The sequence below is a fragment of the Streptomyces sp. YPW6 genome (genome assembly GCF_018866325.1).
In the GTDB taxonomy this organism is placed as follows: Bacteria; Actinomycetota; Actinomycetes; order Streptomycetales; family Streptomycetaceae; genus Streptomyces.
In genome coordinates this window covers 6,591,131-6,616,323 of the sequence record NZ_CP076457.1, presented here as the reverse complement: position 1 = coordinate 6,616,323, position 25,193 = coordinate 6,591,131, and the positions used below count along the sequence as shown (strand labels likewise).

Annotated in this window: 24 protein-coding genes and 1 pseudogene; 8 read left to right on the top strand and 17 right to left on the bottom strand. The window is 72.8% G+C overall.

The features are described from left to right. Window positions 1–138: 138 nt before the first annotated feature. Window positions 139–1,290 (bottom strand): glycerophosphodiester phosphodiesterase, encoded by a 1,152-nt coding sequence (locus KME66_RS29040; protein ID WP_216327691.1) that lies wholly within the window; start codon window positions 1,288–1,290, stop codon window positions 139–141. Window positions 1,291–1,553: 263 nt separating this feature from the next. Here KME66_RS29040 and KME66_RS29035 point away from each other — a divergent pair, with 263 nt between their 5' ends. Further along, entirely contained in the window at window positions 1,554–2,225 is a 672-nt protein-coding gene (locus KME66_RS29035) for a 1-acyl-sn-glycerol-3-phosphate acyltransferase (RefSeq protein ID WP_216327688.1), read from the top strand. Window positions 2,226–2,321: 96 nt separating this feature from the next. On the opposite strand, the gene KME66_RS29030 is transcribed toward KME66_RS29035, so the two are convergent. The 5 genes from KME66_RS29030 to KME66_RS29010 all read right to left on the bottom strand — a co-directional run bounded on the left by KME66_RS29030 (window position 2,322) and on the right by KME66_RS29010 (window position 8,463). Further along, window positions 2,322–3,866: an MFS transporter gene (locus KME66_RS29030; protein WP_073222288.1), complete on the bottom strand. Its 1,545-nt coding sequence runs from the start codon at window positions 3,864–3,866 to the stop codon at window positions 2,322–2,324. After that, window positions 3,863–4,414, bottom strand: coding sequence for a TetR/AcrR family transcriptional regulator (locus tag KME66_RS29025; protein WP_073222285.1), 552 nt, complete (start codon window positions 4,412–4,414; stop codon window positions 3,863–3,865). Before KME66_RS29025 ends, KME66_RS29030 begins: the two co-directional genes overlap by 4 nt. Before the next feature lie 243 nt (window positions 4,415–4,657). After that, on the bottom strand, window positions 4,658–5,629 hold the full coding sequence (locus tag KME66_RS29020; protein WP_216327686.1) for an aldo/keto reductase: 972 nt from the start codon (window positions 5,627–5,629) through the stop codon (window positions 4,658–4,660). A gap of 110 nt (window positions 5,630–5,739) precedes the next feature. Continuing rightward, window positions 5,740–7,167, bottom strand: a complete 1,428-nt coding sequence (gene argH, locus KME66_RS29015; protein ID WP_073222278.1) for an argininosuccinate lyase — start codon at window positions 7,165–7,167, stop codon at window positions 5,740–5,742. Window positions 7,168–7,269: 102 nt separating this feature from the next. Next, window positions 7,270–8,463, bottom strand: coding sequence for an argininosuccinate synthase (locus KME66_RS29010; RefSeq protein ID WP_073222275.1), 1,194 nt, complete (start codon window positions 8,461–8,463; stop codon window positions 7,270–7,272). A gap of 39 nt (window positions 8,464–8,502) precedes the next feature. Between KME66_RS29010 and KME66_RS29005 the strand changes: the two genes are divergently transcribed. Both KME66_RS29005 and KME66_RS29000 read left to right on the top strand, forming a co-directional pair. Then, window positions 8,503–8,781 carry a hypothetical protein gene (locus KME66_RS29005; protein WP_253208502.1) on the top strand — a complete coding sequence of 93 codons (279 nt, stop codon included), beginning with the start codon at window positions 8,503–8,505 and terminating at the stop codon, window positions 8,779–8,781. 117 nt (window positions 8,782–8,898) lie between these two features. Beyond that, a complete protein-coding gene (locus KME66_RS29000; RefSeq protein ID WP_073222271.1) occupies window positions 8,899–9,609 on the top strand; it encodes a L,D-transpeptidase family protein in 711 nt (236 codons plus the stop codon). 122 nt (window positions 9,610–9,731) lie between these two features. Here the strand turns inward: KME66_RS29000 and KME66_RS28995 are convergent, their stop codons facing one another. The 6 genes from KME66_RS28995 to KME66_RS28970 form a co-directional block, all read right to left on the bottom strand. Then, window positions 9,732–10,268, bottom strand: a complete 537-nt coding sequence (locus tag KME66_RS28995; RefSeq protein ID WP_030589768.1) for an arginine repressor — start codon at window positions 10,266–10,268, stop codon at window positions 9,732–9,734. 25 nt (window positions 10,269–10,293) lie between these two features. Next, a complete protein-coding gene (locus KME66_RS28990) occupies window positions 10,294–11,505 on the bottom strand; it encodes an acetylornithine transaminase (RefSeq protein WP_216327683.1) in 1,212 nt (403 codons plus the stop codon). After that, window positions 11,502–12,431 carry an acetylglutamate kinase gene (argB, locus tag KME66_RS28985; RefSeq protein ID WP_073222263.1) on the bottom strand — a complete coding sequence of 310 codons (930 nt, stop codon included), beginning with the start codon at window positions 12,429–12,431 and terminating at the stop codon, window positions 11,502–11,504. Before argB ends, KME66_RS28990 begins: the two co-directional genes overlap by 4 nt. Next, window positions 12,428–13,582, bottom strand: coding sequence for a bifunctional glutamate N-acetyltransferase/amino-acid acetyltransferase ArgJ (gene argJ / locus KME66_RS28980; RefSeq protein ID WP_216327680.1), 1,155 nt, complete (start codon window positions 13,580–13,582; stop codon window positions 12,428–12,430). Before argJ ends, argB begins: the two co-directional genes overlap by 4 nt. Then, the gene (argC, locus tag KME66_RS28975; protein ID WP_216327676.1) at window positions 13,579–14,607 is read right to left on the bottom strand and encodes an N-acetyl-gamma-glutamyl-phosphate reductase; all 1,029 of its coding nucleotides are present in this window, start codon (window positions 14,605–14,607) and stop codon (window positions 13,579–13,581) included. The genes argJ and argC overlap by 4 nt, the downstream gene beginning before the upstream one ends. A 197-nt stretch (window positions 14,608–14,804) precedes the next feature. Next, window positions 14,805–15,761 carry a GlxA family transcriptional regulator gene (locus KME66_RS28970; RefSeq protein WP_216327674.1) on the bottom strand — a complete coding sequence of 319 codons (957 nt, stop codon included), beginning with the start codon at window positions 15,759–15,761 and terminating at the stop codon, window positions 14,805–14,807. A gap of 96 nt (window positions 15,762–15,857) precedes the next feature. Here KME66_RS28970 and KME66_RS28965 point away from each other — a divergent pair, with 96 nt between their 5' ends. Continuing rightward, window positions 15,858–16,559 (top strand): HD domain-containing protein, encoded by a 702-nt coding sequence (locus KME66_RS28965; RefSeq protein WP_216327672.1) that lies wholly within the window; start codon window positions 15,858–15,860, stop codon window positions 16,557–16,559. Between the two features lie 504 nt (window positions 16,560–17,063). Here the strand turns inward: KME66_RS28965 and KME66_RS28960 are convergent. Further along, a complete protein-coding gene (locus KME66_RS28960; RefSeq protein WP_073222245.1) occupies window positions 17,064–17,393 on the bottom strand; it encodes a deoxyxylulose-5-phosphate synthase in 330 nt (109 codons plus the stop codon). A 277-nt stretch (window positions 17,394–17,670) separates the two neighbouring features. Here KME66_RS28960 and KME66_RS28955 point away from each other — a divergent pair, with 277 nt between their 5' ends. The 3 genes and pseudogenes from KME66_RS28955 to KME66_RS28945 all read left to right on the top strand — a co-directional run bounded on the left by KME66_RS28955 (window position 17,671) and on the right by KME66_RS28945 (window position 20,226). After that, entirely contained in the window at window positions 17,671–18,276 is a 606-nt protein-coding gene (locus tag KME66_RS28955; protein ID WP_216327670.1) for a GPP34 family phosphoprotein, read from the top strand. Between the two features lie 75 nt (window positions 18,277–18,351). After that, window positions 18,352–19,011, top strand: a pseudogene (locus tag KME66_RS28950) (HEAT repeat domain-containing protein); the annotation flags it as partial. 216 nt (window positions 19,012–19,227) lie between these two features. After that, a complete protein-coding gene (locus KME66_RS28945; RefSeq protein WP_216327667.1) occupies window positions 19,228–20,226 on the top strand; it encodes a MerR family transcriptional regulator in 999 nt (332 codons plus the stop codon). Here the strand turns inward: KME66_RS28945 and KME66_RS28940 are convergent. Together KME66_RS28940 and KME66_RS28935 are read right to left on the bottom strand one after the other, a co-directional pair. After that, on the bottom strand, window positions 20,137–21,528 hold the full coding sequence (locus KME66_RS28940; RefSeq protein WP_216327665.1) for a hypothetical protein: 1,392 nt from the start codon (window positions 21,526–21,528) through the stop codon (window positions 20,137–20,139). The two genes, KME66_RS28945 and KME66_RS28940, sit on opposite strands and share 90 nt — an antisense overlap. Window positions 21,529–21,964: 436 nt before the next feature. After that, window positions 21,965–22,741, bottom strand: a complete 777-nt coding sequence (locus KME66_RS28935) for a LysR family substrate-binding domain-containing protein (protein ID WP_216327663.1) — start codon at window positions 22,739–22,741, stop codon at window positions 21,965–21,967. A 58-nt stretch (window positions 22,742–22,799) separates the two neighbouring features. Here KME66_RS28935 and KME66_RS28930 point away from each other — a divergent pair, with 58 nt between their 5' ends. Next, a complete protein-coding gene (locus tag KME66_RS28930; protein ID WP_216327660.1) occupies window positions 22,800–23,201 on the top strand; it encodes a DUF5997 family protein in 402 nt (133 codons plus the stop codon). A gap of 200 nt (window positions 23,202–23,401) precedes the next feature. Here KME66_RS28930 and KME66_RS28925 read toward each other — a convergent pair whose 3' ends face one another. Next, the gene (locus tag KME66_RS28925) at window positions 23,402–23,899 is read right to left on the bottom strand and encodes a peptidylprolyl isomerase (protein WP_030712369.1); all 498 of its coding nucleotides are present in this window, start codon (window positions 23,897–23,899) and stop codon (window positions 23,402–23,404) included. A 75-nt stretch (window positions 23,900–23,974) separates the two neighbouring features. Next, entirely contained in the window at window positions 23,975–25,144 is a 1,170-nt protein-coding gene (locus tag KME66_RS28920) for a serine hydrolase domain-containing protein (RefSeq protein WP_216327656.1), read from the bottom strand. Window positions 25,145–25,193 lie beyond the last annotated feature (49 nt).

The window sequence follows — 25,193 nt, the reverse complement described above, 5'->3', positions numbered from 1 at the left end:
GCACCACCCGACCGGGGCATGACGCGGACGTACGGCTGACGGGGCGCCCCGCGCCGCGGCCCCGGCGAGGCCACTCGCGCGGGAGGCCTCGCCGGGGCCGCGCCCGCACCACGCCGTACCCGGGTGCCTCGCGACCCGTCAGCGTTCCGCGTGGTCCGCCGCGGCGAGCAGCGCGGTGTCCGGGTGGTCGGCGAAGATGCCGTCGATGCCGGTGGCGAAGTAGGCCGCGCAGGCGCCGAACACGTCCCCGTAGGCGTTGGGATCGGTGCCGCGGCGGAAGTCGGCGGGCAGGAAGCTGTTCTCGTTGCGCAGCGTGTACGGGTGCAGCAGCAGGCCCTTGGCGTGCGCGTCCCGTACCAGCGTCGTCGGGGTGGTGAGCCGCCCCGACGCGTCCTTGGGGATGACCAGGTCGAGTGTGGGTCCGATGCCCTGGGCGAAGGAGGCCATCCACGCCAGACCGGCGGGCTTCACCAGGTCGGCGACCGTGCGCGGGTCGCCGGACTCGACGAAGTCCCAGGGGCGTGTCCGGGGACCGGACAGCAGGACGACGCGCGGGGTGTCGACGAGCCGGGCGAGGCGCTGGATCGAGCCGGGCTCGAAGGACTGGAGGATGAGCGGGGAGTTCCTGCGGTCCCGGCCGTGCCGGCGCAGCAGGCGGGCGAGCGGCTCCTCCAGGCCGAGGCCGAGCTTCCGGAAGTAGGTGGGGTGCTTGGTCTCGACGTAGAGCCAGACGGGCTCACCGCGCTTGCGGCCCTCCTTCTCGGCCCAGCGCAGGACCTCCTCGAAGGTGGGGATCGTCCACCGGCCGTCGTAGAGGGTGTTGTCCGGGCGGTTGGCCGGGATGCGCTCCGTGGCCCGCAGGGTCTTGAGTTCGGCGAGGGTGAAGTCCTCGGTGAACCAGCCCGTGGAGGAGACGCCGTCGACGCTCTTGGTGGTCCGGCGGCCGGCGAACTCGGGGTGGTCGGCGACATCGGTGGTGCCGGTGATGTCGTTCTCGTGACGGCAGACGAGATGGCCGTCCTTGGTCGGCACGAGGTCCTGCTCGATGATGTGCGCGCCCAGGTCGAGGGCCAGCTGGTAGGAGCCGAGGGTGTGCTCGGGGCGGTAGCCGCTGGCCCCGCGGTGGCCGATCACCGTCGGCACGGGCAGATCGCGCAGCGATCCGTGGCCGTGGCCGCGGCCCCGCTCGGCGGCCTGGGCGGCGGCGGGCAGGCCGAGGGCCGCGGTGCCGAGGACCGCGGCGCCCAGAAGGGTCCGCCGGCCGGGGGTCTTCCGTGCACGCTCCGACATGAATGCTCCTCGCTCGGTGATGTCCGGGACCGGTCGAACGAGGCCCGATCGTAGGCTGGGAGACGTACGGGAGGACGGACCTTCGGCCAACGTGGCGGAAACACGGGTCAACACCGTGTATCCGCTCCGTGAACCCGATGTGCGATCAGCGCATACCCGCGAGTATCGTCCTCACCTGCACCGACCATCATCCGTCGGCACCGGCCACCGCCCGTTGGACCCGTTCCCTCGCGGCCGGCCCGGCCACGACACCGGAGGAACCGTTGTCCCGTCTCACGGTCATCAAGGCAGTGCTCGGACCGATTCTGCGCCTGATGTTCCGCCCCCAGGTGGAGGGCGCCGAGAACATTCCGGGGACCGGGCCGGTGATCCTCGCGGGCAACCACCTGACCTTCATCGACTCGATGGTCATGCCGGTCTGTGTCGACCGGCCGGTGTTCTACATCGGCAAGGACGAGTACGTCACCGGCAAGGGCTTCAAGGGCCGCCTGATGGCCTGGTTCTTCACCGGCTGCGGCATGATCCCGGTGGACCGGGACGGCGGCCGGGGCGGGGTCGCGGCGCTGATGACGGGCCGCCGGGTGCTGGAGGAGGGGCAGGCCTTCGCGATCTACCCCGAGGGCACCCGCTCCCCCGACGGCCGCCTCTACCGGGGTCGTACCGGCATCGCGCGGCTGACGCTGATGACGGGTGCGCCGGTCATCCCGTTCGCGGTGATCGGGACCGACAAGCTGCAGCCGGGCGGCGCGGGGCTGCCCCGTCCGGGCAAGGTCACGGTGCGCTTCGGGGAGCCGATGGAGTTCTCGCGGTACGAGGGCATGGACCGCGACCGCTACGTGCTGCGGGCGGTGACGGACTCGGTGATGGCCGAGGTGATGCGGCTGTCCGGCCAGGAGTACGTGGACATGTACGCCACGAAGGCGAAGGCGGCCTGACCGCGCGGCGACGCGTACGACGACGGGCCCGCACCCCCGGCCGGGGGTGCGGGCCCGTCGTCGTACGGCCTGCGGACACGCTTCGGCCCGTACGCCCTACGGGTGCTCGACGCCGTCCTCCAGCTTCTGGCCCCGCAGCAGGAACCAGGCGGCGACCGCCGCCGCCAGCAGGACCGCGGCGCCGACGCCCGCGGCCGACCGCAGTCCGTCGACGAACGCCTCCTGGGCCGCCGAGACCAGCGGCCCCGCCTGGGCGGCGGGCAGCGCCGCGGCCGATTCGACCGCCCCGCCCAGGGACTCGTGGGCGGCCGCCTCGACGTCGGCGGGGATGCCCCCCGGGGTCGGGAAGCCCCGGTAGACGCCGGTGACGATGGAGCCGAGCAGGGCGATACCGAGGGCCGCGCCCAGTTCGTAGGCGGTCTCGGAGACGGCGGACGCGGAGCCCGCCTGCTCCTTCGGCACGCTGGAGAGGATCACGTCGGCGGTGACGGTGAAGGAGAAGCCAGCTCCGACGCCGACGACCAGCAGCATGGTGCCGAGCAGCGGATACGCGGTGTGCTGGTCGAGCAGGGTCACACTGCCCAGGGCAAGACCGACCGCGGCCAGGCCGCCCGACACGACCGAGCGGACCGAGAAGCGGCGGGCGGCGAATCCGGCCAGCAGACCGGCGGTCACCGCGCCGATCGCGGCGGGCAGTTCGGCGAGTCCGGCCTCCAGCGGCCCGCGTCCCTGCACCAGTTGCAGGAACTGCGAGAGGAAGAAGACCAGGCCCGACAGACCGAGGATGGTCAGCAGATCGGCGAGGACCGCGCCGGAGAAGCCCCGGTGGTGGAAGAGCCGCATGTCCAGCAGGGGCGCGGGCAGCCGCAGCTGCCTGCGGACGAACCAGGTCAGCGCGGCGACGCCGAGGACGGCGGCCAGGGCCGAGTCCCAGCTCACTCCGTGCGAGGCCGTCTCCTTGATGGCGTACACGACACCGATCATGCCGACGAGGGAGAGCCCGACGCTGAGCATGTCCCACGGGCCGGGGGCCGGGTTCCGGGACTCGGGAATCAGCTTGATGCCGACGACCACGAGGACGGCCATCACCGGCAGGTTGATCAGGAAGACCGAACCCCACCAGAAGTGCTCCAGCAGGAATCCGCCGACGACCGGGCCGACGGCCGCGCCCGCCGAGGCCATGGCGCCCCAGATCCCGATGGCGAGGCTGCGCTCGCGCGGGTCGTGGAAGAGGTTGCGGATCAGGGCGAGCGTGGACGGCATCAAGGTCGCGCCCGCGACACCGAGCAGCGCCCGGGCCACGATCATCATCTCGGGCGTGGTCGCGTACGCGTTGAGGACGGAGACCGCGCCGAAGGCCACGGCGCCGACCAGCAGCAGCTTCTTGCGCCCGATGCGGTCACCGAGGCTGCCCATCGAGACGAGCAGACCGGCGATGACGAAGGAGTAGACGTCCCCGATCCACAGGAGCTGGGTCCCGGTGGGCTCCAGGTCCTCGCTGAGGAACGGTGTGGCGAGACCGAGGACGGTGGCGTCCACGGCCACGAGCAGCACGGCCAGGACGAGGACGGCGAGCGCGATCCACCGCCCCGGGCGGCGTACCGCGTCCGTGGTGTCCGGGTTCTTCTCCGTGCTGATCATTGCTCCACGCTCCGGCGTGCTCCGCCGAGCAGCAGCTCGACGATCATGTACTGGAAATCCTGTGCGGCGACCCGGCCCGCCTGGATGGACCAGGCTCCGGTGCCGACGAGCCCGTAGAGGGCCTCCGTCAGCCAGGCGGGGGTGAGGTCGATACGGAACTCGCCCCGCTCCTGGCCCCGGCGGAAGAAGGCGGAGACCCGGGCGTCGGCGCGGTCCCAGCCCTCGTTGACCTCGTCGCCCTCGAAGAGCTGGTTCTCGTTGACGAGGAAGGACAGCAGCCCGGCGCTGGGCTCGACGGCCGCGATGAGGCGGCGAAGCCCCTCCTCCGACGTGCCTTCGTCGAGCCGGGCGGCGTCCAGGGCTGCCTCGAACTCCTGGATGCCGAGGTTCTCCAGCGCCTTCACGAGGGCGTCACGCCCGGCGAAGTGGCGGTGGAGGGTGGCCCGGCCGATGCCCGCCGCCCTGGCGACCTCGTCCATGGTGGCGGTCGATTTGCGGGTCAGCAGGGCGGCGGCGCTGCGCAGCACCTGCTCACGGTCGAGAGTCATGAGACGACCATAACCCATGTGAGACATTCTCGTCTCATCGAAGAGCATGCGCGCTCACACCTGAGGCAGTGGGAGCGCACGGAGCGGCCGGGCGGAGGCCGTGACGGGCCGAGCGGAGAACGGGGCGCGCCGAGCGGAGACCGGGTGCGGGCCCGAGCGGAGAACGGGGCGGGCGGAGCGGAGACCGGGGCGGGCCGGGCCGGGTGAGGTGAGAGGGGGTGGGCCGGGCCCGCCGACGGGATGTCAGTGCCAGGGGAGCGCGGCGCGGTGCCGCCAGTACGCCTCCGGCTCCTCGACCAGGGCGTCGAGGCTCGCCCGCTGCTCGTCGTCCAGGTCGACGACCGCGGCGTGCAGGTTGCCGGAGAGCTGGGCGGCGGTGGCGGCCCCGGAGAGCACGACGCCCGCCCAGGGCTGGTGCAGCACGAGCGCGAGGGCCACCGCGTCGCCGCCCACCCCCGCCCCGGCGGCGATCTCCTGGAAGACGGCGGGGGCCTCGTCCCCGGCGAGCCGCCCGTTGGCCATGCCCTCCTTGACGATCACGGTGAGCCCGGCGTCGTGGGCCTCGGCGAGCGCGGGCGCGGCCGAGGTCTCCAGGGCGTTGTAGGTGGCCTGGACCGTACGGAAGAGGGGTTCGCCGTCGACCGTGACGGCGAGGGCGGCCCGGATCGCGTCGGCCTGGGCGGGCCCGCTGGTGGAGAGACCGACGGTGACGCCGTCGGCGGCCAGGGCGGCGAGCCGGCCGAGCAGCTCCTTGTCGGTGAGCACCGGGCTGTCCGGGGTGACGGAGTGGACCTGGTAGAGGCTGAGCCGGCCGCCGAGGAGGTCGCGGGTCTCGGCGTACTGGCGCTCGAAGGTGGCGAGGCTGTGGTCCTTGACCTCGTGGGCCTCGGCCTCGACGCTCCAGTCCGCGGTGTAGGTGTAGCCCCATTTGCTGCCGACGACGAGGTCGGTGAACGAGGGCCGGGCGTCCAGCCACTCGGCGAGGAACTCCTCGGCGCGGCCGTAGGAGCGGGCGGTGTCGACGTACCGGACGCCCTGCGCGTAGGCCGCGTCCAGGAGTTCGTGGGTGCGGGCACGCAGGGCGTCGGGGCCGCGGTCGGCGGGCAGGTCGCGGTCCCGGTGGAGATTGATGTAGCCGGGCCTCCCCACGGCGGCCAGGCCGAGTCCGATGTGGGCGGTCGGGGTCGTCGCGGCGGCCAGGGCGGCGAAGGGCATCGCGGGCTCCTCGGGGTCGGGTTTCGGTTACTCCTACCCCGGTGAACGTAGCTCGCGACACCCTTCGTGGACCTCTTACGACACCGCCGCCACCTGCGCCGACCTGCCCTCTACCGGCGCGCGGTCGCCCAGGCGTGCTGGGCGGCCAGGTCCTCCTTCACCTCGGCGAGCTGTACGGCGACGGCGGACGGGGCCGTCCCGCCCCGGCCGTCGCGGGAGGCGAGGGCGCCGCGCACGTTGAGGACCGTGCGGACCTCGGGGGTGAGGTGCTCGGAGATCTTCGCGAACTGCTCGTCGGTGAGCTGGTCCAGCTCGATGCCGTGCTGCTCGCACTCCTTGACGCAGGCGCCGGCCACCTCGTGCGCCACGCGGAACGGGACGCCCTGCTTGACCAGCCACTCCGCGATGTCCGTCGCGAGCGAGAAGCCCGCCGGGGCCAGCTCCTCCATGCGCTCGCGGTTGACGGTGAGGGTGGCCATCATGCCGGTGAAGGCGGGGAGCAGGACTTCCAGCTGGTCGCAGGAGTCGAAGACGGGCTCCTTGTCCTCCTGGAGGTCCCGGTTGTACGCGAGCGGGAGCGCCTTCAGCGTGGCGAGGAGGCCGGTCAGATTGCCGATGAGGCGGCCGGACTTGCCCCGGGCCAGCTCGGCGATGTCCGGGTTCTTCTTCTGCGGCATGATCGAGGAGCCGGTGGAGAAGGCGTCGTGGAGGGTGACGAAGGAGAACTCCTTCGTGTTCCAGATGATGACCTCCTCGGCGATCCGGGAGAGGTTCACCCCGATCATCGCGGTGATGAACGCGAACTCCGCGACGAAGTCCCGCGAGGCGGTGCCGTCGATGGAGTTGGCGGCCGATCCGTGCTCGAAGCCCAGGTCGGCGGCGACCGCCTGCGGGTCGAGCCCGAGCGAGGACCCGGCGAGCGCCCCGGAGCCGTACGGGGAGACGGCGGTGCGCTCGTCCCACTGACGCAGCCGTTCGGCGTCCCGGGACAGGGACTGCACGTGGGCGAGCACGTGGTGGGCGAAGAGGACGGGCTGGGCGTGCTGGAGGTGGGTCCGGCCCGGCATCGCGACGTCGGCGTTGGCCTCGGCGAGGCCGACCAACGCGCCCTGGAGGTCCGCGATCAGGCCGCCGATGGTCCGGGCGTGGTCGCGCAGGTACATCCGGAAGAGCGTGGCGATCTGGTCGTTCCGGGACCGCCCGGCGCGCAGCTTGCCGCCCAGGTCGGGGCCGAGGCGCTCCAGGAGTCCGCGCTCCAGGGCGGTGTGGACGTCCTCGTCCGCGATGGTTCCGGTGAAGGAGCCGTCCGCGACATCGGCTTCGAGCTGGTCGAGCCCGGCGAGCATCCGGGTCAGCTCGTCCTCGGTGAGCAGGCCCGCCTTGTTCAGGACGCGGGCGTGGGCACGGGAGCCGGCGATGTCGTACGGGGCGAGCCGCCAGTCGAAGTGGACGGAGGCGGACAGCTTGGCCAGCGCCTCGGCCGGTCCGTCGGCGAACCGCGCGCCCCAGAGCCGGACGTCACCGTTGTTGCTGCTCACTGCGTGCTCCTCAAGAAGGCGAAGGCGTGGGGCCAGGGTGCGGATATGCGGCCGCCTCCCTGCCGCGTGACGACGGGGAGGCGGCTGTACAACGAGAAGGGGTCAGGCGAGGTCGCGCTTGGCGGCGATCTTGGACGAGAGGCCGAAGATCTCGATGAAGCCCTGCGCCTTGGACTGGTCGAAGGTGTCGCCCGAGTCGTAGGTGGCGAGGTTGAAGTCGTACAGCGACTCCTCGGACTTCCGGCCGGTGACGACGGCGCGGCCGCCCTGCAGGGTCATCCGGATGTCACCGGTGACGTGCTGGTTGGCCTCGTTGATGAAGCCGTCCAGGGCCCGCTTGAGCGGGGAGAACCACAGGCCGTCGTAGACCATCTCGCCCCACCGCTGCTCGACCTGCCGCTTGTAGCGGGCCAGCTCGCGCTCGACGGTGACGTTCTCCAGCTCCTGGTGGGCGGTGATCAGCGCGATCGCGCCGGGCGCCTCGTACACCTCACGGGACTTGATGCCCACGAGCCGGTCCTCGACCATGTCGATCCGGCCGATGCCCTGGGCGCCGGCCCGCTCGTTGAGCTGCTGGATCGCCTGGAGGACGGTGACGGGCCGGCCGTCGATGGCCACGGGCACGCCCTCCTTGAAGGAGATGACGACCTCGTCGGCCTCCCGCGGGGTGGCGGGGTTGGAGGTGTACTCGTAGATGTCCTCGATCGGCGCGTTCCAGATGTCCTCCAGGAAGCCCGTCTCGACGGCCCGCCCGAAGACGTTCTGGTCGATCGAGTACGGCGACTTCTTGGTGGTCGCGATCGGGAGGTTCTTCTCCTCGCAGAAGGCGATCGCCTTGTCCCGGGTCATCGCGTAGTCCCGGACCGGGGCGATGCACTTCAGGTCGGGGCCGAGCGCGGAGATACCGGCCTCGAACCGGACCTGGTCGTTGCCCTTGCCGGTGCAGCCGTGGGCGACGATCCCGGCGTCGTGCTTGCGGGCGGCGGCGACGAGGTGCTTGACGATGGTCGGCCGGGAGAGGGCCGAGACCAGCGGATAGCGGTCCATGTAGAGGGCGTTGGCCTTGATCGCCGGGAGGCAGTACTCCTCGGCGAACTCGTCCTTGGCGTCCGCGACCTCGGCTTCGACGGCACCGCAGGCGAGCGCGCGCTTGCGGATGACGTCCAGGTCCTCGCCGCCCTGGCCGACGTCCACGGCAACGGCGATGACCTCGGCGCCCGTCTCCTCGGCGATCCAGCCGATGGCGACGGAGGTGTCCAGGCCGCCCGAGTAGGCGAGTACGACGCGCTCGGTCACGGGTTTCTCCTTACGGTGCAATCACTGATGGGTATAACTATGCAGTCCTCTGTATTGTTTGTCAAAGTCGCAGGTCAGAGCAGGCTGCACGCCCTGGATGTGGTCGTACGGGAGCGGCTGACGCCGTTGCTGGACAACCCGAGCCCGGCCGTGGTGCGGGCGGCGACCCGGGCGCTGCTGCCGGAGGCCGCCGGGATTCCGGAGCACCTGCTGCGCGAACGGAGTGCGCCGGAGAGGCCGCGCGCGGTGCGGGTGGCGGCGGACCGGCTGCTGCGGGCGGCGGGGCGGCAGCGGACTCCGGAGCCCGGGTACCGGTGACGCCCTGCCCGGGGTGCACCGCCGGGCTGGACGGGGCGGGTCCCCGGGAGTACGCCGCTGGGCCGTACGGAGCAGGTGCGGTGGGGCGTCGCCCCTGGCCGCCGTAGGGTCCGGAGCATGCGCAGATCACTGGTGACCGCCGCCGTACTCCTCGCCCTGGCCGGCTCCCTCGGGACCACGCCCGCCGGCGCCCTCGACGTACCGCCCCTGCCGGACCGGCTGGCGGACACCGGGGGCGGCACGCAGCTGATCACCGCCGAGGCTCCCGGCACCGCATCGACCACCGGCACGGTCACCTGGTGGGAGCGGCGCGGGGGCCGGTGGGCGCAGGCGGGGTCCGCGCCCGCGCGGTTCGGGGCGAACGGGCTGGCCGAGGGCGCCACCCGGGAGCAGGGCACCAGCACCACGCCGACCGGACTGTACGACCTGCCGTACGCCTTCGGTATCGAGGCCGCCCCGGCGGGGACGACGTATCCGTACCGGAAGGTCAACGACGACTCCTGGTGGTGCCAGGACAACGACTCGGTCGCGTACAACCGCTGGGTGGAACCGCGACCCTCCCACTGCCGGGCGGCGGAGGCCGAGCACCTGGTCGCCTACGGCACGCAGTACGCGCGGGCGCTGGTGATCGGGTTCAACTACGAGCAGCCGGTGCGGGGCCGGGGCGCGGGGATCTTCCTGCATGTGAACGGACGCGGGGCGACCGCGGGTTGCGTGTCCGTACCCGCCGGCGCCATGGCCGAGATCCTGGCGTGGGCCGATCCGGAGCGGCGGCCGCACATCGCGGTCGGGACCTCGTCGGGCCCGACCGCGATCACGCGCTACTAGGGACTGTCGTCGGACGACTGCGCCCGCCGCGCGGCGGCCCGGCACGCTCAAGGGGCGCCGCGCGGCCGCCCTTCGGGCGACGACGGCAGGTCGACGACAGGTCCGGGGTAGGGGGGAACGGCTCAGCGGTCGTTCTGGGCGAGCCTCAGCAGGTGGTCGGCCAGCGCCTGACCGCCGTTCGCGTCGCGGCTGATGAGCATCAGGGTGTCGTCGCCCGCGATCGTGCCGAGGATGTCGTGCAGTTCGGCCTGGTCGATGGCCGAGGCGAGGAACTGGGCCGCGCCCGGCGGCGTACGGAGCACCACCAGGTTGGCCGAGGCCTCGGCCGAGATGAGCAGTTCGGCCGAGAGCCTGCGCATCCGCTCCTCCTTGGCGGAACCGCCCAGCGGTGCCTGCGGGGTGCGGAATCCGCCCTCGCTGGGCACCGCGTAGATCAGCTCGCCGCCGGTGTTGCGGATCTTCACCGCGCCCAGCTCGTCGAGGTCGCGGGAGAGCGTCGCCTGAGTGACGCTCAGCCCGTCGTCGGCCAGCAGTTTGGCCAGCTGGCTCTGCGAGCGGACCGGCTGCCGGTTCAGGATGTCCACGATCCGGCGGTGGCGGGCGGTGCGGGTCTGCGGCACGGACGGCCCGCCGTGCTCGGATTCCTGCGCCTCGGTCATCGTCGTCGCCTCATTCTCCGGAGGTTCATGCTCCGGATCGTCCGTCCCCGTGTGCCGCGTCGAGAGCGCCCGGCAGGATCTCCAGGAACGCGTCCACCTCCGCGTCACCGATGATCAGCGGCGGCATGAGCCGCACGACATCGGGGGCGGGCGCGTTCACCAGGAGGCCGGCTCCCTGGGCCGCCTGCTGCACCTGCGGTGCGAGGGGTCCGGTGAGCACGATACCCAGCAGCAGGCCGCTGCCGCGGACATGGGATACCAGCGGGTGTCCCAGCGCCTCCACTCCGTCGCGGATCTTCTCGCCGAGCCGCTTGACCTGGTCGAGGACGCCCTCGGCCGCGAGGGTGTCCAGGACGGCGAGCCCGGCGGCGCAGGCGACCGGGTTGCCGCCGAACGTGGTGCCGTGGTGACCCGGCTCCAGCAGGCCGGCCGCCGGGCCGAAGGCGACCGTCGCGCCGATCGGCAGCCCGCCGCCGAGCCCCTTGGCGAGGGTGACGATGTCCGGCTCGACGCCTTGGTGCGCCTGGTGCTCGAACCACTGGCCGCAGCGCCCGATCCCGGTCTGCACCTCGTCGAGGACGAGCAGCGTCCCGGTCGCCCGGGTGATCTCCCGGGCTGCCTCCAGATAGCCCTTGGGCGGGACGACGACGCCGTTCTCGCCCTGCATCGGCTCGATGACGACCAGCGCCGTCTCCTGGGTGACGGCCGCGCGCAGGGCGTCCGCGTCCCCGTACGGGACATGGGTGACGTCACCGGGGAGCGGCCGGAAGGGCTCCTGCTTCGCCGGCTGGCCGGTCAGCGCGAGCGAGCCCATCGTCCGGCCGTGGAAGCCGCCGTCGGTCGCGACCATGTGCGTGCGCCCGGTGAGCCGCCCGATCTTGAACGCGGCCTCGTTGGCCTCCGCGCCGGAGTTCGCGAAGAAGACCCGGCCCTGACGCCCGAAGAGCTGGAGCAGCCGCTCCGCGAGGGCGACCGGCGGCTCGGCGATGAACAGGTTCGACACGTGCCCGAGGGAGGCGATCTGGGTGGAGACGGCCTCGACGACGGCGGGGTGGGCGTGGCCGAGGGCGTTGACCGCGATGCCGCCGACGAAGTCGAGGTAGCGGGTGCCGTCCTCGTCCCAGACGTGGGAGCCCTCACCGCGGACCAGGGGCAGGCGGGGGGTGCCGTAGTTGTCCATCAGCGCACCCTGCCAGCGCGCGGTGAGCCCGGTCGCGGGCCCGGTGCCGGTCGTCATGATTCCCCCAGTTCAGGACCTGTGTGTACGGCGATGGGGGCGTCCGGCACGACCATCGTGCCGATGCCCTCGTCGGTGAAGATCTCCAGCAGGATCGAGTGCTGGACCCGGCCGTCGATGACACGAGCGGTCTCGACGCCGTTGCGTACGGCGTGGAGGCAGCCCTGCATCTTGGGGACCATGCCGCTGGACAGCTCGGGCAGCAGCTTCTCCAGCTCGCTCGCGGTGAGCCGGCTGATCACGTCGTCGCTGTGGGGCCAGTCCTCGTACAGCCCCTCGACGTCCGTGAGGACCATCAGCGTCTCGGCGTTCAGGGCGGCGGCGAGCGCGGCGGCCGCGGTGTCGGCGTTGACGTTGTAGACGTGGTGGTCGTCGGCGGAGCGGGCGATGGAGGAGACGACCGGGATGCGGCCGTCGTCCAGGAGCGCCTGAATGGCCCCGGTGTCGATGGCGGTGATCTCCCCGACCCGGCCGATGTCGACGGACTCGCCGTCGATGGTGGGCCGGTGCTGGGTGGCGGTGATGGTGTGGGCGTCCTCGCCGGTCATGCCGACGGCGAGGGGGCCGTGCTGGTTGAGGAGGCCGACCAGTTCGCGCTGGACCTGTCCGGCGAGGACCATGCGGACGACGTCCATCGCCTCGGGGGTGGTGACCCGCAGCCCGGCCTTGAACTCGCTGACCAGGCCCTGCTTGTCGAGCTGCGCGCTGATCTGGGGGCCGCCGCCGTGCACGACGACGGGCTTGAGGCCGGCGTGGCGCAGGAAGACGACGTCCTGGGCGAACGCGGCCTTCAGCTCCTCGTCGATCATGGCGTTGCCGCCGAACTTGATGACGACCGTCTTGCCGTGGTGCCGGGTCAGCCAGGGCAGCGCCTCGATGAGGGTCTGCGCCTTCGGGAGTGCGGTGTGCTTCCGCGCCGTCGTCATGAGCTGTACGCGCTGTTCTCGTGGACGTAGTCCGCGGTGAGGTCGTTGGCCCAGATGACGGCCGACTCGGCGCCGGCGGCGAGGTCGGCGGTGATCCTGACCTCGCGGTAGCGCATGTCGACGAGGTCGCGGTCCTCGCCCACCTGGCCGTTCTTGCAGACCCAGACGTCGTTGATGGCGACGTTGAGCTGGTCCGGCTCGAAGGCGGCCCGTGTGGTGCCGATGGCGGAGAGGACCCGGCCCCAGTTGGGGTCCTCCCCGTGGATGGCGCACTTGAGGAGGTTGTTGCGGGCGATGGAGCGGCCGACCTCGACGGCATCGTCCTCGGTGGCCGCGTTGACCACCTCGATCCGGATGTCCTTGGACGCGCCCTCGGCGTCGCCGATGAGCTGCCGGGCGAGGTCGTCGCAGACAGCCCGTACGGCTTCGGCGAACGCGTCCTGCTCCGGGGTGATGCCGCCGGCGCCGGAGGCGAGGAGCAGCACGGTGTCGTTGGTGGACATACAGCCGTCGGAGTCGACCCGGTCGAAGGTGGTCCGGGTGGCGTCGCGCAGGGCCGCGTCCAGCCGCTCCGCGGGCACGTCGGCGTCGGTGGTGAGGACGACGAGCATGGTGGCGAGGCCCGGGGCGAGCATGCCGGCGCCCTTGGCCATGCCGCCGACGGTCCAGCCGTCGCCGCCCGCGACGGCCGTCTTGTGGACGGTGTCGGTGGTCTTGATGGCGATGGCGGCCTTCTCGCCGCCGTGCTCGCTCAGCGCCGCGGCGGCCTGCTCGATGCCCGGGAGGAGCTTGTCCATGGGGAGCGGGATGCCGATGAGCCCGGTGGAGGCGACGGCGATCTCGCCGGCGCTGTGGCCCTCCAGCACCTCGGCCGCCTTCTCGGCGGTGGCGTGGGTGTCCTGGAAGCCCTTGGGGCCCGTACAGGCGTTGGCGCCACCGGAGTTGAGGACGACGGCGGAGACCTCCCCGCCCTTGAGGACCTGCTCCGACCAGAGGACGGGGGCGGCCTTGACGCGGTTGGAGGTGAAGACGCCCGCGGCGGCGCGGCGCGGGCCGTGGTTGACCACGAGGGCCAGGTCCGGGTTCCCGCTCTCCTTGATTCCCGCGGCGATGCCCGCCGCCGAGAATCCCTGTGCTGCCGTGACGCTCACGGTGCGACTCCGATCGTCGAAAGTCCGGTGTCCTCGGGGAGCCCGAGGGCGATGTTCATGCTCTGGAGGGCGCCGCCCGCGGTGCCCTTGGCGAGGTTGTCGATGGCGCAGACGACCACGATCCGTCCGGCGGCCGGGTCGAGCGCGACCTGGACCTGTACGGCGTTGGAGCCGTACACCGCGGCGGTGGCGGGCCACTGCCCCTCGGGCAGCAGATCCACGAACGGCTCGGCCGCGAACGCCTTCGCGTAGACCGCGCGCAGGCTCTCCGCGCTCACCCCGGGATTCGCCTTCGCGCTGCACGTGGCGAGGATGCCGCGCGGCATGGGGGCGAGGGTGGGCGTGAAGGAGACGGTGACCGGCTGCCCGGCGGCGGCGCTGAGGTTCTGGATCATCTCGGGCGTGTGCCGGTGCCCGCCGCCGACGCCGTACGGGGTCATGTTGCCCATGACCTCGGAGCCGAGCAGATGCGGCTTGGCCGCCTTGCCCGCCCCGGAGGTGCCGGACGCGGCGACGACGACGGCCTCCGGCTCGGCGATACCGGCCTCGTACGCCGGGAAGAGCGCGAGGGAGACGGCGGTCGGGTAGCACCCGGGCACCGCGATCCGCTTCGCCCCGGCGAGCGCGGCCCGCCCGCCCGGCAGCTCGGGCAGCCCGTAGGGCCAGGTCCCGGCGTGCGGGGAGCCGTAGAACGCCTCCCAGTCCGCCGCGTCCTTCAGCCGGAAGTCGGCCCCCATGTCGACGACGAGGACCTCGTCCCCGAGCTGCTCGGCGACGGCGGCGGACTGCCCGTGCGGGAGCGCGAGGAAGACGACGTCGTGCCCGGCGAGCGCCTCGGCGGTGGTGGGCTCCAGCACCCGGTCGGCCAGGGGCCGCAGGTGCGGCTGGAGCGAACCGAGCGCCTGCCCGGCGTTGGAGTGGCCGGTGAGGGTGCCGATCTCGACCTGCTGGTGCGCCAGCAGAAGACGGAGGAGCTCCCCGCCGGCGTATCCGCTCGCCCCTGCCACTGCTGCTCGTACCACCATCGGTAACCCTCCTGATCGATGGCATGACTATACGCATGCGCGCACTTTTATGCAAAGAGTTGATGGAGGCAGCACGGAACGCGCTTGCGACTGAGCGTTCCACCTGGCGGCTGAGCGCCGGTGGTGGCGGGGTCACGCACTTCCGTCGGTGAGCGGCGTGGCACTGCGCGTCAGGTGCCACATGTTCGCGTCGGGCGTCACCGTGCCTGGAACGCGGTGCGGTACGCGTGCGGTGACGTGCCTGCCACGCGGGCGAAATGGTGTCGCAGCGTCACCGCGGAACCGAAGCCACTCGCGTCGGCGATGCGCTCGACCGGAAGGTCGGTGGTCTCCAGGAGTTGCTGGGCGCGGCGGACGCGAGCGCGCAGCAGCCACTGCTGCGGCGTGGTGCCCGTCTGCGCGCGGAAGTGCCGGTTGAGGCTGCGTACGCTCATCGCCGCGTGACCCGCGATATCCGCCAGCGTGAGCGGGCGGTGCAGGTTGCCGGCCATCCAGTGCAGTGTCGGGCCCAGCAGGGTGGAGCCGGTCGCCGCAGTCTCCGGCGGCTCGATGAACTGGGCCTGCCCACCGTCGCGTCGCAACGGCATCACGGTACGGCGCGCGGTGGCCGCCGCACAGTCCGCGCCCAGGTCGCGGTGGACCAGGTGCAGGCACAGGTCCAGCGCTGCGGCGACACCGGCCGACGTGATCAGGTCGCCGTTGTCGATGAACAGGACACCGCTGTCCACGGCCACGCGCGGATGACGGCGGGTGAGTTCGTCCGCGTACTGCCAGTGGGTGGTGACCTTGTGCCCGTCGAGCAGACCGGCGGCGGCGAGTGTGAACGCGCCGACGCACACCGAGGCCATGCGGGCGCCGCGGGCTGACGCGTCACGCAGCGCCGTCACGACGGGGCCGGGCGGAGGGTCGAGGAAGCCGGCGTGGGCGGGGACGATGACGGTGTCCGCCTCCGTGAGTGCGTCCAGCCGGTACGGCACCTGGATCTGAAACGCGCCGTGTTCCGGTGAGGTGGTGACGGTCGGCTGGGGGGCACACACCCGCAGCCGGTAGTGCCGGGTGGCGGCGACCTCGTTGGCCGTGCCGAAGACCTGGCCGGGTACGGACAGCTCGAAGGGCAGGACGCCGTCGAGAGCGAGGATGGCGATGACCGTCATGGCCAGAAGTTAGCGCATGCTGGCATTCCAGCCACTGTCCGGGAGGCTGGGGCTGCCGCAGGATCGGAGCAACCCCGACCTGCTGAGGAGCCCACTGTGGACCTTTCCCTCCCCGACCCGTGTGCGGACTTCGACCTGCCGCGTACCGAGCTGGCCTCACGTGCGCTGCGGTTCGTCGCGGACGCCGAGCCCGGCTTCCTGTACCGGCACAGCGTGCGCAGCTATCTGTTCGCCCGCGCCCTGGCCGAAGCGCGGGGACTGCGGCCCGGCGCCGACTACGACGACGAGGTGGTGTTCCTGGGCTGCGTCCTGCACGATCTGGGCCTGTGCGAGCAGGGCAACGGAGGCCAGCGGTTCGAGGTGGACGGCGCCGACCTGGCCGCCCGGTTCCTGCGGGAGAACGGGGCGGACGAGGCGCGGGTCGCGGTGGTGTGGGACGCCGTCGCGCTGCACACGTCGGACGGGATCGCGCACCGCAAGGGGCCGGAAGTCGCGCTGACCCAGGCAGGCGCCGCCGTTGACGTGCTGGGACGCGGCGGGGAGCAACTGCCGCCAGGCTTCGCGGACCGTGTCCACGCCGCGTTCCCCCGGGACGACCTGGCCTACGCGATCACCGACGCGATCGTCACGCAGGCCCTGGAGAACCCGGCCAAGGCCGGCCCGTTGAGCTTCCCCGGCCAGGTACTGCGCCGCCATCTGCCGGAAGGCACCTTGCCCGACTGGCACGACCTGATCGCCCACTCAGCATGGGGTGACCGGCCTGTGGGGAATGCGGCGGGCGCCGGGACGGCCCCATGACGCCGTCTCCGGGACGGACACGTGTGAGGAACCGGCCGGTCAGCCAGGCGGCGACTTCGAGACGATGAGGGGCGTACAGCCCCCGATCTTGAGCGGCCTGACCTCGGCGTGGGCCTCGGCGGATGATCCCCGAGGCGTCGCCGAGGGTCCTCACTGCTCTCCCCGACGGACGAATCCGGGCCTGTGCCGTGGGCGCCGACGGCTCCGGGACGCTGAGGCCCCGCAGCGGTGTTCCCGCCGCGGGGCGGCGAGGAGGGCGTGGCGTCGGCGGTCCGGCCGGTCCTGGAGCGGGCCGTATACACGACGCGGAACAGAGTCGTGTGCCCCACGCGCGCCGGCGACCTCGCGGGGGCCTCGGACTTCGAGCCGCGCTCCGACGTACGCCGGGGCCACCGGCCCGGCTGCGCGCTGTCGCTGGACGGTCCGGCGGTGTGGGCCCACCGGCCGGACGCGATGGCGGGACGCGGGGACGGCGAGCCCGCGGGATATCGCGACGGGGGCGCGCTACGGCACGTCGTACCGCACGAGTGCCCTGGCGACCGGGGTGCCGCTGCGCCGCGCGTACGTCAGCCGTTCCCGTACCTCACGCAGTGCCCGGGGGCGGTACCCGGGCCCGCCGCAGCAGCTCTTGTGAAAGCCCACGCCCGCGTTCAGCAGCACGGCCAGGGCCCGCCATGCCGCGATGTCCCGGCGCCGCGGTGCCGCGAAGGCCGAGCCCGCATGGATCATCGGCTCCGCGCAGTTCGGGCAGATCCGCTGCCTCGTCGTGTCGTGGGGCTGCTTGTACGAAACCCGGCAGGAGAGGCAGACGTACGACGTTTTCCCGTGGCCCATCGGTTCAGCCTAGGGACGGTGCGGGGCGGCGGCCAGCGGTTTCCCGGGCTCCGCGGCAGCGAGGGTCCGGGTAGCCGCACGGTCCTCGTCGTCGCGTCGAGGGCGGAACGCGTGTCGTCACGGACGGGGGGACGTCCGGGGCCCGGGCCCCGGGCCCCCGAAGGACATCGGACAGAGGCGATACTGGTCCTGGCAGTCGCCTCGCCGGGCGGGCTCGGGCGGTGAGGTCCCGTTCTTCCGTCGATGCCTCCGTCGACGCCTTCGAGGGGAGCCGTTCATGACCACGGCGAAAGACCTGTTCATCATCGCGATGGACCCGGCACCGGAACACACCGTGGGGCAGGGCGATCTGTCGCTCGCCCTCGCCGGTGCCGAACTGCTCGACCTCCTCGACGCGGGGGCCATCACCGTGGACGGCGACCTCGTCGTACCGGGCGGGTCGCCGGTGCCGGACGACCGGCTGCTGGCCGGGGCCGCCGCGGGGATCACCCGGCAGCCGCCCTACGAGCGGATCGAGGACTGGCTGTGGCGGAGGGGCCGGGACCTCGCGGCCGCCTACCAGGACGCGTTGGAGGAGGCCGGCGAGCTCACGCGGAAGCGGAGCGGCCTGTTGCCGTTCGGCCCGAAGGAGGTGGAGCTGACGGACACGCCCGCCCGCCGCCGGGCCGTGGCCCGCCGGGACGAGGGAGACCCCGTCCTCGCCTCCCTCGCGTCGGCCGTGGGCCTCGGCAGCGAGCCGTCCGACGACGAACCCCGCCCCGGGGACGAGACGGTGACCACGGTGGTCGCCACCGTCCATGAGGCGGTGATGGAGCTGGAAGCCGTACGGCAGCGGCGGACCATCGAGAACACCGCCTTCGCCAACGTCTGGCGCGGCCCCTGAGCCGGGACCCCTCTCCCCCGGTTTGACCTTGACACGGTGACAAGCCCTTCACTGCTCGCCGAGGAGGTGGTCTCGATGACGGTCACGGGGCAACACGGGACGGGTGAAGTACGGGCGCTGCGCGCGTTGGGCGACGAGCGTCCGTCGGTGCGGCTGAGCGCGGCCCTGACGCTCGGCTCGACACCGGACCCGCGCTTCGTCGGCCCGCTGGTCGAGCGGTGCGCGGTCGAACAGGAGTTCCTCGTCCGCGACATGCTGACCTGGGCGCTCACCCGGCACCCGGTCGCCGACACCCTGCCCCTGCTGCTCCGGGAAGTCCGCTCGGAGCGTTCGCGGGCGCGGAGCCAGGCGCTGCACACCCTGTCCAAGGTCGGGGACCCGCGGGCGTGGCCCGCGATCACCCGGGCGCTCCTGACCGACGCCGACGACGAGGTGGCACGAACCGCCTGGCGGGCTGCGGTCGTGCTCGTACCGGAAGGGGAGGAGGACGCGTTGGCGGCGGTGCTGGTGACACAGCTCGGGCGCGGGGAGCAGGAGACCCGGCTGAGCCTCAGCCGGGCACTGGTCGACCTGGGCGGCGCGGTGACGCCGTCCCTGGACTCCGCGCTGCGATCCCCCGATCCGGACGTACGAGCGCACGCGCTCGCCACCGAGCGGCTGCGGCACGCCCCGGACACCGGGTTCGCCTTCGCCCTGGAGGAGGCGAAGCGCGTCGTGGCCCTGGGCGGGGCGGGGGCCGGCAGCGGTTCCGGGGGCTTTGCCGACCGCGACGGTTCGGGCGGCTCCGGCGGCTCGGGCGGTCCCGGAGCTCCCCGCGGCTCGGGCGGTCCCGGCGACCCCGGCGCTCCCCGCGGCTCGGGCGGATCCGGCGACCCCAGCGGATCGGGCAGCCCCGGCGACTCCGGCGGCTCCGGCGGCTCCGGCAGCTGTGACGGGGAAGGGCCGTAGCGCGTGTTGATCGGTGAGGTCGCCCGGCGGTCAGGCGTCAGCGCCCGCATGCTCCGGCACTACGAGTCGCTCGGTCTGGTGCGTCCCTCGGGCCGCACCGGGTCCGGTTATCGGGAGTACTCCGGGGAGGACGTCCGGCGCATCTTCCATATCGAGAGCCTGCGGGCGGTGGGGCTGTCGCTGCGGGAGATCGGGCGGGCGCTCGACGATCCCGGCTTCACCCCCTCGGCACTCGTCGACGACCTGATTCTCCGGACACGCGAGCGCATCGCGGCGGAGACCGAGTTGCTCACCCGGCTGGACCGCGTGCGCGCCGCGGACCCGACCGCCTGGGAGGATGTCCTCCAGGTCCTGGCGCTCCTGCGGGCCCTCGGGTCCGCGAGTGCCGGCACCCGCCAGCGCGCGGCCCTCGCCTCGGTCGACGAGGTCCCGGTGGAGGCGCTGGCCGAGGCGGCGCTCGGTGAGGGCGACCCGTACGTCGCCGGGGCCCTGCGCTGGGCCCTGTCGCGATCGGGTGGCGGGGGTGCCGCCCTGCTCGCGGAGGGGCTCTCCTCCCCGGTGGCGGCGGTGCGGGAACGTGCCGTCCGGTCCCTCGCGGGGCTGCCCGGCGCCGAGGCATCCGCACTGCTCCGGGACGCCCTCGCGAGTTGCGACGCCGTGGTGCGGAGCCGCGCGGCCCTGGCGCTCGGGGCCCAGGGGGAGACCGCCGCGACGCCGGTGCTGGTCGACATGATCGTGGCGGGACGAAACGACACCGAAGCGGCGGACGTGCTGAGCGTGCTGGCCGGTGACGACGCGGCGGCGGACGGGATCGCCGCCCTCCTCGCCGACCGCATCCGCGACGAGGCCAGTGGGCCGCCCGCGCGTGGGCGGCTGACCCAGGCGCTGGCCGGCATCCCCGGTGCCACGGCCTCAGGTGCCCTCACGGAACTGCTGGGCGACGCCGACCCGGCCGTCGCGCTGACCGCCGCCTACCTCCTCCGGCTGCGCGGCGACGGGTGAGGTCCCCCGGGACGGCCGGTCCAGCAGGAGCGGGATCACCAGGGCGGGAAGCAGCCAGACGAACACGATGAGGCGGTAGCCGAGGAGCTGGGCCGTATTCGGGTGGCCCGCCTGGTTCAGGAGGCCCGCCACACCTGCCGCCAGCGCGACGGGCAGCACCACGGAACGCCGCCTCAGCATCGCCCTGGCCGAGAGCGCGAGCAGGACGGGAAGCACGGGATACGTGACCTGGCGCCGCAGCCACGCCGACCAGAAGACCCCCTCCTGCATGAAGAAATCGGGCCAGGGGTTGGGCAGATCGGGGCGCTGGTAGTGGTGGGTCAGCAGGTCCTGGGCGCTGTCCTGGCCCATCGGCCAGGACAGCAGGTGCGCCCCGGCGTAGACGCAGACCGTCAGGCCGGCGCAGAGTCCGGCCGTCCGGAGGTCGCACGCGAACCGCCGCCGCTTCAGCCGGAGCCACCCGGACCGGGCGAGGAAGACTCCCGCGAGCGCGGCCGCCAGCAGGAGAGCCTGCGAGTAGCGGACGAGGAACATCAGGGCGAGGCCGCCCGCGACGAGCGCCGCGCCCGTGCGGGGTCCCGCGGCGGCCGCCCGGACCACCGGCCACGGGCCCGTACGGGTACCCGATCTCCCGTCCGTACGGGGCCGGTCCCGCAGGAGCAGGACACAGCCGAGGACGACCACCGTGCCCAGCGCCAGCGAGAGCCCGTCGCTCAGGGGGTTCATGGCGACGGTGCCGGTGGGCAGGGCGAGATACAGGGCCTGCCCGGCCAGGCCGGCGCGCCGGGAAGCGCCCGCCGCGCGGAGGGTGAGCAGGACACAGACACTTCCCGCGAGCGCGACGGCGAGTCCCGCCAGCCACAGACCCCACGTGACACCGAAAGCGGCGGTGAAGGGGACCAGGAACAGCGGATACCCCGGCCTGGCCTCGAAGATGGCCATGAACCGCCGGTTGGCGAACGGCGCGGTCATCCCGGACGTGTTGCCGTGGCCGGACCAGTACGCGACCGAGTCGTTCAACCGGCGCACGCACTGCTCCTCCGACTCCCCCGCGCCCCTCCTGCTGGTCCACGGGATGGTGGGCAGGGGCGCGTGCTGCGCGCTGTCGCAGGAGTACGCGATGGCCCTCCGGCCCGCCTCCTCACGGCTCTCGCCGCTGAGGCTGAGGGCGTAGGAGAGGTAGTTCTTCGTGTCGGGCGAGGCCCGGCCGGTGACCGCCGTCAGCTGGAGTCCGGTGAAGGCGAGGGCGATGAGCAGCACCCCGATGAGGCCCAGGTGCTGTTCTCTGCGGATGTTCGGCATCGGTCGGGCGCTCCCCTGCGTACGGCGGTCGCCTCATCAACGAGAGAACCGGCGCAGGGTGGCGTTCCGGGGCGCTTTGCGAGCGGGTGGGGCGGATTCGGGGACACGGCGCGATTCCGGTACGCGTGTGGGGAAGTCGGTACGGGCTTCCGAACACGCGTACCGGAAGTCGGTACGGGCTTCCGCACGCGCGTACCGGAAGTCCGCGGGTGCCCGAGACACGCGTGCCCGCGACGCAGGTGCCGGGAGTCGGGAGTCGACGCGGCTCCGGAATCGGCGCGGCTCCGGGAGTCGGCCCAGATCCAGGAATCGGCGCAGAAGCGGAAATCGGCGCGACGCCGGGAATCGGCGCAGGACCGGAAATCGGCGCGACGCCAGGAATCGGCGCGGCTCCGAGAGGCGGCGGGCCTGCCGGTCCCGACGGCTCCGGCGTGCCCTACCGGCCGCGCGGCTTCTTGCGCTTGCCGCTCTGGCCGCCGCCCCGGCCGCCCGGTGAGGGCTTCCTTCCCGCCGCGGGCTTGTTCCGGCCGCCGACCGTACCGGCCCGCTTGCCCTGGGCCTTCTCCTTGGCCTTGGCCGTGGGGCGCTGCGCAGTGGCCGCGCGGCCCCGGGTGCTGTTGACGGTGCGGCCCCGGACGATCCCGATGAACTCCTCCACCAGGTCGGGAGCCTCCTCCGCCTGGGGCCACGACAGGGCGACGCGTGACGCGGGGGATTCCGGGACCGGGCGGTAGGTGAGGTCCTTGCGGTGGTGCAGCCGGGCCAGGGACTGCGGGACGAGGAGGACGCCCACCCCTGCCGCGACCAGCTCGATCGCGTCCGCCGTGGTGGCCGGGCGCTCGACGGCGGGACGGCCGGGCAGCGTCTCCCAGCCGAGGACGTCGTCCAGCGGATGCAGCACGATCTCGTCGGCCAGCTCCGCGAGCGACACCTCCTCGGCGGCGGTCGCCACGTGGTCCTTGGGGAGCACCACGACGGTCGTCTCGGTGTAGAGGGGGATCGCGGCCAACACGTCCCGGTCGACCGGCAGCCGTACGAGACCGGCGTCGGCCCCGCCGTCCGCCAGCAGCCCGGGGGCGTCGGCGGCGGTGGCCTGGACGAGCTCCAGGGGGGTGCCGGGCAGCCGCTCCTGCCAGATCCTCACCCACTTGGTGGGCGTCACGCCGGGGACGTACGCGAGCCGGAAGGATGAGGGGATGTCCGAGCCTGTCACGGAACCAGGCTACCGGTCGGTGGTCGGAGGTTTGTCCCATGGTCGATACCCTGGACCCATGACGTCGCACAAGACCGCCCAGACCATGAAGCCCGCCACGGCGGCGAAGAAGCTGGGTGTGTACCTCCAGGCCACGCCCGCCGAGTTCCAGGAGGGTGCCGTCTCCCGCACCGAGCTCAACGCCCTCCAGACCGACCCGCCCGCGTGGCTGGTCGAGCTGCGCCGCACCGGTCCGCACCCCCGCCCGGTCGTCGCCGCGAAGCTCGGCGTCTCCATCGCCGGGCTCGCCCGCGGTGGGGTCACCGAGCCGCTCACGACGGAGCAGATCGACGCGCTGAAGGACGAGATGCCCGAGTGGCTCCGGAAGGAGCGTGCCACGCAGGCCGAGGTGCGCAAGGAGGCCGCGCGCATCAAGGAGCGCAACGCCGAGCGGGCCGCGCGCTCCGGCGAGCAGCGGTGAGCGGGGCCCGGCCCGCGGTCAGCGCGTGAGGTCCGGCTCTTCCGTGATGCCGCCGGCGGCCGCCTCGCGGTGACGCGCCGCGGTTCACCTCAGTACCGCCACGGGCCCGTGGCCGGTCCGCCCCGCCGACGCGTACGTCGCAGGCGCGGCCCGGCCACGGGCCCGTCGGGTACCGGATCGGTCGTCGGGTACCGGTGCGGTCAGAGAACGCCGGACTCGGCGATGGTGACCTTCGCGCTGGTGCGGCCGCTGCCGGAGCCGAGCGCCTCGATCTTGCGGACCAGCTTCATGCTGTCCTCGTCGGCGACCTCGCCGAACACGACGTGCTTGCCGTCCAGCCACGGGGTGAGCACCGTGGTGATGAAGAACTGCGAACCGTTGGTGTTCGGGCCGGCGTTGGCCATCGAGAGCAGGCCCACGCGGTCGTGCTTGAGCTTGAAGTTCTCGTCGGCGAACTTCTCGCCGTAGATGCTCTTGCCGCCGGTGCCGTCGCCGCGGGTGAAGTCACCGCCCTGGAGCATGAAGTCCGTGATGACGCGGTGGAAGGACGAGCCGGCGTAGCCGAAGCCCTTCTCGCCGGTGGCCAGCGCGCGGAAGTTCTCCGTCGTCTTCGGGACGACGTCGTCGAACAGGTTGAACGTGATCCGCCCCGCGGGGGCGTCGTCGATGGTGATGTCGAAGTAGACCTTGGTTGTCATGGTGACATCCTCACATTCCTGGCAACCGCAGGTGAAACCCGGGTTGGGTCGGCACGTCGGATGTCCGGATTCCGCTCACCCTCCGGCGGCTGACCCGTGGGCCGCGTACACGGCGTTCACCAGGGCCGTCTTGCGCGGGTCGTCGGCGAGCCGGGAGCCCATCCGGTTCATCACGTACCCGAGGGCGATGGAGGCGTCCGGGTCGGCCAGTCCGCAGGAACCGCCCGCGCCGTCGTGTCCCAGCGCCCTCGGGTCGGGGCCGTAGGAGCGGTTGTCGCCGCTCAGCCAGAAGCCGAGGGCGATCTCCGTCTCGTGCCGGAAGCCGTCGCCGAGGACGAGGTCGCGGCAGGCCCCCTGCCCTTCTCCGGCGCGGGTGGCCGCCTTCTCGGAGAGGACCCGGCGGCCGTCGAGGCTGCCGCGTCCGGCCAGGATCCCGTAGAGAGCGGCGACGGCCCGCGCGGTGCCGTGGCCGTTGGCGGCGGGGATCTCCGCGGCGCGCCAGGCGGGCGTGTTGGCGACGGCCCGGCCGGTCGGCGGATTGAGCAGGGAGGCGACGGCCACCGGGGTCATCCGGTCCAGGAGGGCCGCCTGGGCCGCCCGGTCGGGGCGTTCCTGGACGAGTTCGGCCAGCCGGTGCGTCTCGCTCTCCGGGAGGCCGAAGCCGAAGTCGATGCCCAGCGGTCCGGTGATCTCCTGCCGGAGGAACTCCCCGGGCCGCAGTCCGGTGATCCGGCGGACGACTTCGCCGACGAGGAAGCCGTAGCTGATCGCGTGGTAGCCGGAGCGGGTCCCCGGCTCCCACCAGGGGGTGGTGGCGGCGAGCCGGGCGCAGGCCGTCTCCCAGTCGTACAGCTCCTCCAGCGTGAGCGGGGTGTCGGGGCCGGCCACTCCGGAGCGGTGCGAGAGGAGGTGGCGTACGAGGACGGACTCCTTGCCGTTCGCGGCGAACTCCGGCCAGTGGTCGGCGACCGGGGCGTCGAGGTCGAGCAGTCCTCGGTCGGCCAGGAGGTGGGCGCAGAGCGCGGCCGGGCCCTTGCCGGTGGACCAGACGTTGACCAGGGTGTCCCGTTCCCAGGGGCGGGTGCGTGCCGCATCGGCCCAGCCGCCCCAGAGGTCCACCACCGTTGCGCCGTCGACCAGGACGGTCACCGCGGCCCCCAGTTCGCCGCGCTCGGTGAAGTTCTCCTCGAAGGCGTCGCGGACACCGGCGAACCGGTCGTCGCAGTGGCCGTGGATCTGCGGCACGGAGCCTCCCTCGTCGCGGGCGCGGTTCCGGCGGCGCAACCGGCCGCCC